11 protein-coding genes and 1 pseudogene are annotated in these 13,458 nt (G+C 67.0%); 2 read left to right on the top strand and 10 right to left on the bottom strand.

Annotated features, from left to right (window positions below):
- Nucleotides 1-90: 90 nt before the first annotated feature.
- A complete protein-coding gene (locus tag BFE01S_RS46035; RefSeq protein ID WP_028228401.1) occupies nucleotides 91-357 on the bottom strand; it encodes a hypothetical protein in 267 nt (88 codons plus the stop codon).
- Nucleotides 358-648: 291 nt separating this feature from the next.
- Nucleotides 649-1,515 carry a helix-turn-helix domain-containing protein gene (locus tag BFE01S_RS28280; RefSeq protein ID WP_028228400.1) on the bottom strand — a complete coding sequence of 289 codons (867 nt, stop codon included), beginning with the start codon at nucleotides 1,513-1,515 and terminating at the stop codon, nucleotides 649-651.
- A 180-nt stretch (nucleotides 1,516-1,695) separates the two neighbouring features.
- Here BFE01S_RS28280 and BFE01S_RS28275 point away from each other — a divergent pair, with 180 nt between their 5' ends.
- Together BFE01S_RS28275 and BFE01S_RS28270 are read left to right on the top strand one after the other, a co-directional pair.
- Nucleotides 1,696-2,589: an NmrA family NAD(P)-binding protein gene (locus BFE01S_RS28275; protein ID WP_028228399.1), complete on the top strand. Its 894-nt coding sequence runs from the start codon at nucleotides 1,696-1,698 to the stop codon at nucleotides 2,587-2,589.
- Between the two features lie 230 nt (nucleotides 2,590-2,819).
- Nucleotides 2,820-3,548 (top strand): DeoR/GlpR family DNA-binding transcription regulator, encoded by a 729-nt coding sequence (locus tag BFE01S_RS28270; RefSeq protein WP_028228398.1) that lies wholly within the window; start codon nucleotides 2,820-2,822, stop codon nucleotides 3,546-3,548.
- Nucleotides 3,549-3,686: 138 nt separating this feature from the next.
- Here the strand turns inward: BFE01S_RS28270 and BFE01S_RS28265 are convergent, their stop codons facing one another.
- The 8 genes and pseudogenes from BFE01S_RS28265 to deoC all read right to left on the bottom strand — a co-directional run bounded on the left by BFE01S_RS28265 (nucleotide 3,687) and on the right by deoC (nucleotide 13,457).
- Nucleotides 3,687-4,730, bottom strand: a complete 1,044-nt coding sequence (locus BFE01S_RS28265; protein WP_042338832.1) for an ABC transporter permease — start codon at nucleotides 4,728-4,730, stop codon at nucleotides 3,687-3,689.
- Between the two features lie 27 nt (nucleotides 4,731-4,757).
- Nucleotides 4,758-6,277 (bottom strand): annotated as a pseudogene (locus tag BFE01S_RS40475) (sugar ABC transporter ATP-binding protein).
- 85 nt (nucleotides 6,278-6,362) lie between these two features.
- On the bottom strand, nucleotides 6,363-7,367 hold the full coding sequence (locus tag BFE01S_RS28255) for an autoinducer 2 ABC transporter substrate-binding protein (RefSeq protein WP_028228396.1): 1,005 nt from the start codon (nucleotides 7,365-7,367) through the stop codon (nucleotides 6,363-6,365).
- 95 nt (nucleotides 7,368-7,462) lie between these two features.
- A complete protein-coding gene (locus tag BFE01S_RS28250) occupies nucleotides 7,463-8,500 on the bottom strand; it encodes an ABC transporter permease (protein WP_028228395.1) in 1,038 nt (345 codons plus the stop codon).
- 34 nt (nucleotides 8,501-8,534) lie between these two features.
- Nucleotides 8,535-9,473 (bottom strand): ribokinase, encoded by a 939-nt coding sequence (rbsK, locus tag BFE01S_RS28245; RefSeq protein ID WP_028228394.1) that lies wholly within the window; start codon nucleotides 9,471-9,473, stop codon nucleotides 8,535-8,537.
- Entirely contained in the window at nucleotides 9,470-9,949 is a 480-nt protein-coding gene (locus BFE01S_RS28240; protein WP_028228393.1) for an RbsD/FucU family protein, read from the bottom strand. The genes rbsK and BFE01S_RS28240 overlap by 4 nt, the downstream gene beginning before the upstream one ends.
- A 93-nt stretch (nucleotides 9,950-10,042) precedes the next feature.
- The gene (locus tag BFE01S_RS28235) at nucleotides 10,043-12,424 is read right to left on the bottom strand and encodes an aldehyde dehydrogenase family protein (protein WP_028228392.1); all 2,382 of its coding nucleotides are present in this window, start codon (nucleotides 12,422-12,424) and stop codon (nucleotides 10,043-10,045) included.
- A 13-nt stretch (nucleotides 12,425-12,437) separates the two neighbouring features.
- Nucleotides 12,438-13,457: a deoxyribose-phosphate aldolase gene (gene deoC / locus BFE01S_RS28230; RefSeq protein WP_028228391.1), complete on the bottom strand. Its 1,020-nt coding sequence runs from the start codon at nucleotides 13,455-13,457 to the stop codon at nucleotides 12,438-12,440.
- Nucleotide 13,458: the final 1 nt, after the last annotated feature.

Below are 13,458 nucleotides of genomic sequence, written 5' to 3'. Positions count from 1 at the left end.
GAGATTGAAACTCGGGTAATCGGCCGCCAGGCGGATTCCGTCGCGGCTCGCGGCCGTCTTTTTTCCGCAACGGATGCGAAACGTGGCCGCTCAGTGATGGGCGTACACGGTCTGGTTGAGGGTCTGCAATTGACCGTCGCGCTCGGCCTGCACGAGCTGCTGGTACACCTGCGCACGGGTGAGCGAGCCATTGGCGGGGTCTGCCTGCGCGGTGGAGCTCACCTGCGCCTGCTGCGCCGCGTAGGCCTGCGCATTCGTCTGCGCGTTGATGGGTGCATTGGCGACGCCCTGTGCATGAGCGAGCGCCGATACCGACAACAAGAGCGCGATACCCGCGCCATTCCAGAGTGATTTCATGTGCCTCTCCTTTGCGGCCAGCCGGCCGAGCCTGGGTTCATCCGGCCGCCTCGCGGCGCCGGTTCGAATCGCGTTGCAACTCGTGAGGCAAGGATAGAGGGGCGTGTTTCGCGTTAAATCCGCAGGAAAATGAAGAAACGTTTAAGGTGGGCGCGTTCGATCGGGGAGAACGGATCGCGGCGTAGCCGCAGGGGAGAAGTCAGGCGGGGTGGGGCGCGGGAATCGCGCCGCCGGCGGGAGTCAACACAGCCTGCTGCGGATGGAAGCGTAACGGCAATCCGCGAATGCCAACTATTTCGCATCCCTCACGATATCGCGAGGCGCCACGCCGAGCACACGGTTCATCCAGTGCGCCATATGGCTTTGATGCGCGAACCCTGCTTCGAGCGCAATCTGGCTCATGCTCAGGCGCCCTTCGATCAGCAGATCCCGGGCACGCTCCACCCGGCGGCGCACGACGTACTGATGCACGGGCAAGCCCAGCGTTTCGCGAAAAAGCACCTTGAAATGCGGCACGCTCAAATCGACGAGCGCGGCCAGTTCGCCCAGCGTGAGGCGTTCGTCGAGACGGGCTTCGATGTAATCGGTCACCCGTGCGGCTGCCCGCGGCGCGAGCGTCACACGCCGGCGGCCGGCAGGCGGCGTGCCGTCGAGCAATCGCACCACGATGGCCGTGGCAATACTTTCGGCGAAGAGCGGGTCCGACGCCTCGCCCGCTTCGAGTTCGGCCTGGAGCGTGGCGGCAAGATATTGCAGGCGGGGATCGCGCACCTGCAAGCGCGGCGTAATGCCCGCGCGCGCCTGCCGGTTCTCCAGCCGCGCGGAAACCGCGCGAACGAAGGGGTCTTCGAACCACACGCGCAGGATCGTGCAATCGGCGTCGTCGGTCCACTCGCCGTCCAGTCCCGCCGGCACGACGTCGGCATCGCCCGGCGCCTGCAGGCGTGCCACGCGCCGGCCATCGCACGTGCAGTTGGCACGCACCGGCGCGCCGATATGCACGCCGATCCGGTGATGATCCGCGGCGGGAATACGATGCCGCCCCGCCGAAATCGCCAGCAGTTCCGCGCCGAATCCTTGCCAGCCCAGCGGTGTGCTCGACCGGAGGCTCGTGCGCGCTCCGGCTTGCCGGTTCGAATCCCCACTCGCTGCGTTCATTGCCGCTCCTTTGCCAGATCGTGCGCTGCCGGTGCCCAGTCTAATGAGCCCACGGTCCAGCGGTCCAGGTAAAGCCCTCCAGACGCCCCATCCTTTCCCGCGCATTTTCATCCTTTTCTGCGCGCCCTGCCGATTCCGCGTTTCTATGATGAAGCCCACTCCACTCACGAGGATCGACTCATGTTTGTCATATTCGGAGCAGCAGGCAACGCCGGGCACGCGAGCGCCACTGCACTACGCCAGGCCGGACAGCCGGTGCGCGCCGTCGTGCGCCGCGCCGAGCAGGGCGCCGACCTCGCGGCACTGGGCTGCGAAATCGCCCTCGCGGACCTGACCGACCCCGCTTCGGTCGCCGCGGCCATCGAGGGCGCCCACGCCGTGCAGATGTTGTGCCCCGTGCCCGTGGGCGACGCGCACCCCGGCGTCACGATGCGCCGGATGATCGACGTCGCCGCCGCCGCACTGCGCGCCAATCCCCCTGCCATCCTGCTCGCCATCTCGGACTACGGTGCCGAACTGCCGACGAACACCGGCATCACCAGCCTCTTTCACCACCTCGAACGAAGGCTCGCCGAAGTCGCGCGACACGTGATATTCCTTCGTTCGGCCGAGCACATGCACAACTGGGCGCGCATCCTGCCGGTCGCCGTGGCAAGCGGTGTGCTGCCGAGCTTCCACGCCCCCCTCAGCCGCCGCATTCCCACCGTGGCGGCCCAGGACGTGGGCGAAGCGGCGGCGGCACTGCTGCTCGAAACCCCAAGCGCCGAAGCGATACGAATAGTCAGCATCGAAGGTCCGCGGCGCATCAGCGTGAGCGACATCGCCGCCACGCTTGGCGAAGTCAGCGGCGTGGCAATCGCCGCGCGTGCGTTGCCGCGCGAGTCGTGGACGGCCACGCTCATGCGCGCGGGGCTCGGCGAAAATCACGCGCATCTCATCACCGATCTTTACGACGTCTACAACACCGGCAAAATCGATGTGGAAAGCGGCCGCAGCGAGCAGCGCTTCGGCAAGACAGCGTTGCGCGAGGTGTTCGCCGCGCTGCTCTCGAAGCTCGAACCCACCGCCCGATAAGCTCCGTGGCCCCTTTTTCAAGGGGCCGCACCATCCCCGCCTGGCCCCTCGCCGTTCCCTCCCCGCGCGATCCTGCCCCACGTTTTGCCGCGATTCACGCGTAATCGCCGGGGCACGCGACTATCGGCAAGCTCGCACGCTTGTTATAATTCGTTCAAGCGTACGAAACAAATCTAACTTCCGCCGTGCCATGCAAGCCGCATCCGCGAGGCACCGCGCTCCACATCGACATGGCCAAATCCGACCGGCTGCAGGCGCTCGCCGACGCGCTCGCCAAACACAACGTCATGCACCTGCGGGACGCGGCCACGCTGCTGGGCGTTTCCGAAATGACCGTGCGGCGCGATATCGGCGCCAATCCCGAGCGCTTCACCTATCTCGGCGGCTATATCGTCAGCGCGTCGGATGTGCCCAACGCCGTGGGCTACTCGCTGGAGTCCGAAAAGGACCACTTCGCCCAGGCGAAGGCGCAGGCTTCGGCCCATGCGGCACGGCTCATTGCGGAAAACGACACGATCTTTATCGACTGCGGCACGACGCTGGCCGCGCTCGCGCGCCTCATCCCCTCGCATCTGCAGATCACGGCCGTGTGCTATTCGCTGAACGTGGCGGAAGTGCTGCGGCGTATGTCCAACGTGCGCATGATCCTGCTGGGCGGGGTCTATGTGCCTTCGTCGGATTCGTTCTCGGGCGAGGAAAGTCTGGAGATGCTGCGGCGCATGGGCATCAACAAGGCTTTCATTTCGGCGGGCGGCATCGACGCCACGCGTGGCGTGACGTGCTGGAATTTTCACGAGGTGGCGATCAAGCAGGCGGCCATGGCAAGCGCCGTGGCGCGCCACCTGGTTGTAGATGCGAGCAAGTTCGGCGTGGTGAAGGCGTGGCGCTTCTCGCAAACGAACGAGTTCGATTCGATCATCACCGAGAAGGGCGACGAATCGCGCAAGCGCAGCGCGTAAGCGGCCTACCAGTCGCCCCGAGCGGCCTCAAGTAGTACCCCCAACCGAACCCGGCGGCCGCCAGGCGACCTCTCCAACGCCCTTGCTCGCGCCCAACGGCCGGCGCACTTCCCGCCGGCCGCGCAAACACCCGAATGTTCAACCGCCGCGGCGGCGCAGCGCGAACAACGTACCGGCCACGAGAATGAACGCACCGATAATCACCTTCTGCCAGGTGCTCGGCACGCCCACGAGAATGAGCACGTTGTTGATGAGCGTGACGAGCGCAACGCCCAGCAGCGTACCGACCACGGTACCGCTGCCGCCCGTGATGCGCGCGCCGCCCAGAATGACGGCCGCGATCACGTCGAGTTCGGAGCCCACCAGGTCGAACGGATTGGCGAGCCGGTTGATCGACACGTGCAGGATGCCCGCCACGCCCGCAAGAAACCCGGTATAGCCGAACACGAAAAGCCGGATGGCGCGCAGGTTGAAGCCCAGCCGCTCCGCAATTGCGGCGCTGCCGCCCATGGCATACACGCCGCGCCCCATCATCGTGCGATTCAGCAGCCACCAGGTCAGCACGGCACCCGCCACGAGCGCGAGCACGGACATCGGCAGCACGGCGTCCAGGCCGTCCGCGGTGCGATAGGCCATGAGCGAAATGCGGCCGAAATGATCCATGCTGTGCGGGATGTTCATGAAGAACGTGGTGCCCACGAAGGTCAGCAGGATGCCGCGAAACAGGTACTGCGTGCCGATCGTCACGATGAGCGAAGGCGCCTGCAGCCGGTGCACGAGAAAGCCGTTGATCATGCCGAGCAGGATGCCGCCCACCGCGCCCGTAAGCAGGATCAGCGCGAACGGCGCATCGGGCCACCACGCGAACACGGCTTTCGTGATCGCGTACATGGTGAGCGCGCCGATGGCCGTGAACGACACGTCGATGCCGCCCGAGGCCAGCACGACAAGCGTGCCGAGCGCGAAAAGCGAGGTGGTGGTGGCCGAGTGCAGCAGGTCGAACAAGGTGGCCCACTGCAGGAAGCGCGGGTTGATCGACGCGACGATCACGCAGGTGACGACGATCAGCGCAGCAGTGAACCACTCGGGATTGCGCGCGAGCTTCGCGCGCCAGTTGAGCGGCGGGGCCTCGCGTGCCACTTCGGCGGTATTGGAAGAACTCATGGTCTGATTCATGCTCATGCTGGTTCCTGCAGGGTAACGCGGGTTTCAGGCGGCTTCGGCAAGAAGCGCGCGGTAGAGCTCGGCTTCGGTCAAGCCTTCGGCACGGTGTTCTTCCGCCACGCGCCCCTTGCGCATCATCAGTACGCGGTCGCAGTTCTGCAGCAGTTCGGGCAGGTCGTCGCTCACGAGCAGAATGCCGATGCCGCGCTGCGAGAGACTCTGCATGATGCGATAGATGATGTCCTTCGACCCCACGTCCACGCCCACCGTCGGCCCGTGGAGAATCAGCACGTGCGGGTCGATGGCGAGCCAGCGGCCGATCAGCACGCGCTGCTGGTTGCCGCCCGAAAGCGACTGCACGGCCTTGTCCACGTTCGGCGTGGCGATCTGCAGTTCCTTCACCGTGTCTTCGGCCATCGCGCGGGCGCGCGAGCGGTCGATCTGGCCGAAGCGGTCGCGCAGGCTCGCGATCATCGCCGTAATCACGTTGTCGCGTATCGACTTGTCGAGAAAGAGCCCTTCGTTCAGGCGGTCTTCGGGCACGTAGCCGATGCGCTCGCGCTTCGCGTCGCCGGGCGTGGCAAGCGTGACCGGCCGCCCTTCGAGCACGACGCTGCCGGTATCCGCCGGCGCCACGCCGGCCAGCGCCCGCGCGAGTTCGTTGCGGCCCGAGTCGAGCAGGCCCGTGATGCCGAGTATCTCGCCGCGGCGCAGCGAGAACGACACATCGCGGAACTGCCCCGACCGCCCGAGGCCGCGAACGTCGAGCAGCACTTCGCCCGAAGGGGCGTCCACGCGATAACGCTCCACCGACAACTGGCGCCCCGTCATCAGTTCGCTCAACTGCGCCTTGGTGTAATCGGTAATCGGTCCTTGCGTGACCTTCTGGCCATCGCGCAGCACGATCACTCGCCGCCAATCGCGTAGCACTCGTCGAGCTTGTGGCTCACGAACAGCACCGTCACGCCGTGCGCGCGCAGTTGCCCGAGCACCGCGATCAGGTTCGTGACTTCCTTTTGCGTGAGCGACGTGGTGGGCTCGTCCATGATGACGAACTTCGCCTCGCTCGCAATCGCGCGCGCAATGGCCACGAGCTGGCGCGTGGCGAGCGGCAGCTGCTCGATCAGCGTGGCCTGAAAATCCGCGTCGCCCGGCAAGCCCACGGCGCCCAGCGCGCGTGCCGCGGTGCGCGCGAGTTCCTGGCGGTCGAACGTGCGCGCGAGGCGCCCGCCGTGCTCCGCCAGCTCCGTGGTGAGACCCACGTTTTCGGCCACGCTCATGTTCGGCAGCAGCGAAAGATCCTGATACACGGTCTCGATGCCGGCGGCGAGCGATTCGAGCGGCGAGAGCCGCATGTGACGCACGCCGTCGATCACGAGTTCGCCTTCGTCCGGCGGCTGCGCACCGGAGATGATCTTGATGAGCGTGCTCTTGCCGCAGCCGTTTTCGCCGAGCAGGTGATAAATCTGCCCGCGCTCGAACGTAAGCGTGACGCCGCGCAGCGCGTGCACGCCGGTAAAGCGCTTGTGCACGCCAAGCACCTGCAATAGCGGTTCCGAAGCCATATCCCGACTCACTATCCTGACTTGCTACTGTGAGGTGACTGCGGGGCGCGCGCGACGCCTGCCGCGCGCGCCCCGCCCTCTCCGATCAGAAGTTGTACTGCTTGTAGTTCGACTTGTCGACGCTCACCCAACCCTGGCCGCGCACGATAATGCCCTTGCCCGGGCCCTTCGTGACCGTGACCTTTTCGTAGCCCGGCAAGCCGAGATTCGCGCCGTTCTCCACGGTCTTGCCCTGGATCAGCATGAGCGCGATCTTGTTCATCGCAATGCCCGCGAGCTTCGGATCCCAGAACGCGATACCGTTGATCGCGCCGCCTTCGAGGTACTTGCCCGCTTCCGTCGGCAGGCCCGTGCCATAGACGCAGATCTTGCCCTGCAGGCCCGCTTCCTCGATGGCGCGGCCAATGCCGATCACGTCGAGCGACGAAGAGCCCTGGAAGCCCTTGAGGTCCGGATGCTTGCGCAGCACTTCCTTGGCGACTTCATAGGCGTGCTCGGCGTCGTTGTTGGTTTCGAGGTTGGTCTCGACCAGCTGCATCTTCGGATACTTCGCCTTCGCGTTGTCGATGCCGCCGTCGGCCCACTGCACCTGCGAGCGGCTGCCGAGCGAACCCACCAGCGTCGCCCACTTGCCTTCGTTGTGCATGCAACCGGCCAGACGGTCGTTGAGCGCCGCGCCATAGGCGCTGTTGTCGAACGCCTCGACGTCGACCATCGTGTTCTTCTCGTTGTCGGCCTCGTGCGTGACCACCTTGATGCCGCGGTCCATCGCCTTCTTCAGCGCCGGCTCCAGCGTGGGCGGGTCATAAGGCACGACGGCAATCGCATTCACCTTCTTCGCGATCAGGTCGTCGATGATCTTCAGTTGCTGCGCGGCGTCTGCGCGGCCCGGGCCGGTCTGATAGACGGTCACGCCGGGGTTGTCCTTGCCGAATTCCTTGACGCCTTCCTCCATGCGGTTGAACCAGCTGATGCCGGTCACCTTCACCACGGTGACGATGGTGACGTTGTCCGCCGCGTGCGCCGCCACGGCGAGGCCGGCTGCGAGTGCGCAGGCAGTGAGCGCTACGCTGAGTCGTTTGAACTTCATTTCGCATGTCTCCTTTGTTGTTCGCTGTCGCCCCGAAAATAAAGGCGGCGGACCTCCGAGGCTCGAGGCCCACCGGCTGACTGTCGCCGCCCCGCTCAGCCGGGCGGGCGCGGACTGCCGGCGGGCTGCGCCGCCGCAAGACCGAAGATCGAACGCACCCGCTCGCCGCCCGCGAAGGCGAGCGAGAGCAGAAGCAGGAAGCCCCAGGCGCAGTCGCCGAAGAACTGCGACACGCCCATCAGGTTGAAGAGGCTCGACAAGAATTGCAGCACCGTGGCCGCGAAAAACACGCAGATGATGCGTCCGTAGCCGCCCGCCGGATTCACGCCGCCCATCACCGCAATGAGAATGGCGATCAGCAGGTACGAGTTGCCGTAATCCCACTTGGCCGACAGCGTGTGCGACACGCTCACGAGCCCCGCGAGCGATGCGAGCACGCCGCACATCGCATAGGTGGCGATCAGCATGCGCGCGCGCGGAATGCCCGCATAGAACGCGGCGCGCTGATTGGTGCCCATCAGATAGAGGCGCAGGCCGAACGGCGTGCGCCGCAGCAGCCAGCCCAGCAGCAGCACCACAGCGACGAAGAGGATGAACGAAATGGGCACCTGGAAGAACGTGCCGTTGCTGATATCGGCCAGCGGCTCGACGTAATCCACGTGCACCGAAGCGCCATTCGAAAGCGCCACGGCAAAGCCCGTGAACAGCAACTGCGTGCCGAGCGTGCAGAGAATGGGCGTGAGCCGCAGCCGCGCAATCACGATGCCGTTGAAGAGGCCGCCGAGCAACCCCATGCCCATCACGATCGCGCAGAACAGCGTGGTGTAAAGCACCGGCGAATCGTCGCCGTTCACGAACTTCGGCACCACGAGCGCCGCGATCATGCCCGAGAGATTCGCGAGCCCCACGCCCGAGAGGTCGATGCCGCCGTTGCCGGAGAGCATCGAGAGCATGATGCCGAGCGCGAGCAGCGCGACTTCGGGCAGTTGCGAGCCCATCGACTGCAGATTGTCGATGCCGACGAAGAGGCCATGCGAAAGCCAGATCGCCACCAGCACGACAAGCAGGTTCACGGCCAGCAGGAAGTTCAGTTGCCGGTCGCCAAACCATCGTGCGAGTACAGAACCCTTCATGATGCGTCGTCCTTTGCTGTGACCATGGCTCGCGTCAGTGTGCCGGCGCCGGTGTGCGCGCGAGCACCGCTTCGACTTCCTCGCGCGTGGGCATGGAAGGCGCCGTGCCCGCCCGCGTGACGGAAATGCCGGCCAGCGCGCAGCCGAAGCGCATGGCCGTGAGTGCGTCGTCGCCGCGCGCGAGCGCCGCCGCGAAGCCGCCCGTGAAGCCGTCGCCGGCCCCGGCCGTTTCCACCACGGCGCCGCACTGGAATGCCGGCAGCAGAACCGAAGTCTCGCGCGTATGCAGGAGCGCGCCGGCTTCGCCGAGCGTCACGATCACGGCGCCCGCGCCCCTGGCGAGCAGTACGTCGGCGGCACGGCGCGCGTCGTCGGCGTTGCGGATTTCCACGCCGGTCAGCGCAGTGGCTTCGGTTTCGTTCGGCGTCACATAGTCGCAAAGCGGATAGATGTCGTCGGGCAGCGGCATCGCAGGCGCGGGATTGAACACCGTCTTCACGCCGTGGCGGCGCGCGAGTTCCAGACCGCGCCGCGCCGCTTCGAGCGGCTGCTCGAGCTGGGTGACGAACACCTGCGAGGCGGCAATATCGGCTTCGATGGCATCCGCGTCGGCGCTCGCCATCGTGCCGGCCGCGCCCGAGGCAACGATGATCGCGTTCATGCCGGTGGTATCGTCAACGAAGATGTGCGCCGCGCCGGTGGCGAGGCCATCCACGGCCTGCGTGCGTGCCGTGATGCCTTCCGCCGCCCAGGTGGCGCGCGCGATCTCGCCGAAGGCGTCGTTGCCCACGCGGGTGCAGAACACCACCTGCGCCCCTGCGCGCGCCGCCGCGACCGCCTGATTGGAGCCCTTGCCGCCCGGTCCCATCGCAAACGCCGAGCCGGCGATCGTTTCGCCGATCAGCGGCATGCGGCTCGCGCGAAAGGCGAGGTCGGTCACATAAATGCCGAGGATGACGACGCGCCCGCTCATTGGCCCGGCTCCTTCGCGGCCGGCGCGTCGGGCGCGAGCAGCACGCCTTTGGTGAAGATGAAGCAGCCGTAGCCGCGCGCCTCGCCGGAAGCGATCACGCAATAGGCCTTGCGCGCGCGGGCATAGAACGCGTGGCGCTCGATGGGGGCGAACGGCACGGCGCGGCCTTCGGCGGCATTCACTTCGGCCTGGGCCTCGCGCTGCACGGCCGGTATCGTGGCGGGCTCGCCGACCACCTCCATGCGCATGGCGGGCGCTTCGACGAAGGTGTCGAGCGGCAGCACCGAGAGGATGGCGCGCACGGCGCGCGGCGCATCGGCGCCGTCGATGCGCAGCAGCTTGCCGAGCACCGTGGCACGCGCGACGGAGTCGGCGGGGAAATTCGCGTCGCAAACGACGAGTTCGTCGCCGTGGCCCATCGCCCGCAGGGCGTGGAGCACGTCGGCGTTCAGAAGCGGGTCCAGATTTTTCAGCATGTTGTCTCCAGTTGACCGCGCCGGGGCCTTCCGCCCCGGTGCGATCCCATGCAAATGCGCTCTTGGCGCGGCGGCTCTTCTTCTCGAAGCCGCTCAGTCGCCGTACGGTATCCAGATGTTTTTCACCTGCACGGCCTGCCGCAGAAATGGCAATCCTGCGCTCGTGCGGTCGTGCCAGTCAATCTGCCGGCCGTAATCCACGAAGGTCCGCTTCAGGTTGCCCACCGACTCGCGCTCCACGAGCGTCGAATCGGCCGCGGGCCCGAAGCACCAGAGAGCATCCACGTCGTCGTGCTTCGCGAGCGCCGGCAGCAGTGCCGCGCGTTCGCCCGTGAGGATGTTGAGCGTGCCCGCCGGCACATCCGATGTTTCGACTACCTGATAAAAGTCGGTCGCCGTGAGCGGCGAGGCTTCGCTTGCGAGCACGACCACGCGATTGCCCATCGCAAGCGCCGGTGCGATCAGCGAAACGAATGCGAGCAGCGGCGCCTCGTCGGGGCAGGCGATGCCCACCACGCCGAGCGCTTCGTGCATCGCCAGCGCCACGCCGCGCAGCGGGGGCGTGTGCACGGCGCCGTCGAACTTGTCGGCCCAGGCCGCGTAGTAGAAAAGCCGCTCGATGGAGGCTTCCACTTCGCGCGCGGCCGAGCGCACGTCGTAACCTGAGCGGCGCGTAAGCTGGTGCGCAAACTCCTCGCTGCGCGCGCTGAGGTTTTCCGCGAGGTAGTAGAGCACCTGGGCACGGGCGTGCGTGCTCATCTGCGTCCACTTGCCGGCGCCGCGTGCGGCGGCCACGGCGTCGCGCACGTCCTTGCGGCTGCCGGCGCCCACCTCGCCCACCGACTCGCCGTTCGGCGCATGGACGGCCACCGAGTAGCCGCTATCGGGCCGAACCTGCTTGCCGCCGATAAAGAGCTTGGCCGTGCGATCGAGGCGCTCGGCTGCGGCGAGGCTCTCGCGGCCGCCTTGCGGCACGGCCCGCGTTGCGCGCTGCGGCAGCTTGCTCCAGCCCGCGGGCTTCAGATATTCGAATGCGCCTTCGCGCCCGCCCTCGCGGCCGAAGCCCGATTCGCGATAGCCGCCGAAGCCGACGCTCGCGTCGAAGAGGTTCGTCGCGTTGATCCAGACCACGCCGCAAGCAAGGCGCGGTGCGATATCCAGCGCGCGGCCGATGGTTTCGCTCCACACGCTTGCCGCGAGCCCGTAGCGCGAATTGTTGGCGAGCGCCACGGCCTCCTCGGGCGTGCGAAAACTCATGGCGGTGAGCACCGGCCCGAAAATTTCCTCCTGCGCGAGCGTGGAGGCCGGCCCGACTCCGGTCACGAGCGTGGGCGGATAGAAGCAGCCCGCCGAGGGCAGCGCGACGCCTTCGGGCTGCCAGACGTCGCAGCCTTCGCGCCGCCCCGCTTCGACGAGCGATTCGATACGCTCGAGCTGCACCGGATCGACAATGGCGCCCATGTCGATGCCCTTGTCGAGCGACGGGCCCACGCGCAGCGTTGCCATTCTGCGCTTGAGTTTGGCGAGAAAGCGCGCTTCCACGCCCTCCTGCACGAGCAGGCGCGAGCCGGCGCAGCATACCTGCCCCTGGTTGAACCAGATCGCGTCCACCACGCCTTCCACGGCGCCGTCCAGGTCCGCGTCGTCGAACACGATGAAGGGCGACTTGCCGCCCAGTTCGAGCGTGAGCGACTTGCCCGATCCCGCTGTGACCGTGCGAATCAGGCGGCCCACTTCGGTCGAGCCGGTGAAGGCGATCTTGTCCACGTCGGGCTGCTCGACGAGCGCGGCGCCCGTGCGGCCGTCCCCCGTCACCACGTTGAGCACGCCCTTGGGCAGCCCGGCGCGGTGTGCGAGTTCGGCAAAGAGCAGCGCCGTGAGCGGCGTGTATTCGGCGGGCTTGAGCACCACGCAATTACCGAGCGCGATAGCCGGCGCCACCTTCCACGCGAGCATCAGCAGCGGGAAATTCCACGGCACGATCTGGCCGATCACGCCCAGCGGCGACCAGCCGCTCAATTCGGTGTCCTGCAGTTGCGCCCAGCCGGCGTGATGCAGGAAGTGGCGCGCGACGAGCGGCACGTCGATGTCGCGCGTCTCGCGGATCGGCTTGCCGTTGTCGAGCGCTTCGAGCACCGCAAAGAGCCGGCTATGGCGCTGAACCATGCGCGAGAGCGCATAGAGATGGCGCGCCCGGCCCGCGCCGCCCAGCGCCTGCCATTCGGGCTGCGCCGCACGTGCCGCGGCCACGGCCGCCGCCACGTCGGCGGCATCGCCCTGCGCCACGAAGGCAAGCGGCTCGCCGGTTGCGGGCGCGCGCACCTCGAAGCGCTCGCCGGCTGCGGGCTCGCGCCACGCGCCGTCCATGAAGTGCCCGAACGCGCCGTCGTGCTGCGCCAGCCAGGCGCGCACGGGCTGATCGTCCTCGGGGGCGGGACCGTAATCCATCGATCGAAAATACTCGGCTACGCTCATCGGTGTTGTCTGCTCAGGCTACGGGGTGGCGATTGAAGGCGGAGTAGCGTCCGCTCACGTGGTGTTCGAGCTGGCGCTCGATATCGGCAAGCAGGCTCGACGCGCCGAAGCGGAACAGATCCGGTTCGAGCCACGGGCGCCCGAGCTCTTCCTTCATGAGGATCTGGTAGGCAAGCGCCGTCTTCGCGTTCGACACGCCGCCGGCAGGCTTGAAGCCCACCAGCGCGCCCGTGCGTTCGCGGTAGTCGCGGATCATGCGCACCATCACCAGCGAAACGTCGAGCGTGGCGTTGGTGCCCTCCTTGCCGGTGGAGGTCTTGATGAAATCGGCGCCGGCCATCATGCAGACCATCGAAGCCTTCGCGACGTTCGACAGCACGCGAATGTCGCCCGTGGCAAGAATCGCCTTCAGGTGGGCTTCGCCGCAGGCCGCGCGGAAGTCGCGCACTTCGTCGTAGAGCGCGCGCCAGTTGCCGGTGAGCACGTACTCGCGCGTGACCACGATGTCGATCTCCTTCGCGCCGTCCGCCACCGATGCCTCGATCTCGCGCAGCTTCAGCTCATGCGGGTTGAGGCCGGCCGGAAAGCCCGTGGAAACCGCGGCGACGGGAATGCCGCTGCCCGCGAGCGCATCCACGGCAGCCGCCACGAAACGGTGGTAGACGCAGACGGCGCCCGTGGTGATCGCCGGGGCGTGGGCACCGGGCGCCATGCCGAGGGCTGCGAGCAGGTCGGCGCGCACGGGGTGGCGGGCCTTCATGCACAAGCGCCGCACACGGCCTTCGGTGTCGTCGCCGTTGAGCGTGGTGAGGTCGATACAGGTGATGGCCTTCAGGAGCCACGCGGCCTGCGCGTCCTTCTTGACCGCACGGCGCGTGCCGAGCGTGGCGGTGCGCCGCTCCACGGCGGAATGGTTGACGCGCAAGGCGTCGATCCATGCGGCGTCGAACGGCACGCCGGCGTTGCGCGCCGGGTGAGCAGCGTGCGCCGGACTGCGCAGCACGACGAGCGGGTTGGTTGAAGCTTCTGACATA

It is taken from the genome of Paraburkholderia ferrariae NBRC 106233, from assembly GCF_000685035.1.
In the GTDB taxonomy this organism is placed as follows: Bacteria; Pseudomonadota; Gammaproteobacteria; order Burkholderiales; family Burkholderiaceae; genus Paraburkholderia; species Paraburkholderia ferrariae.
This window is presented reverse-complemented; position numbering and strand designations above follow the sequence as displayed.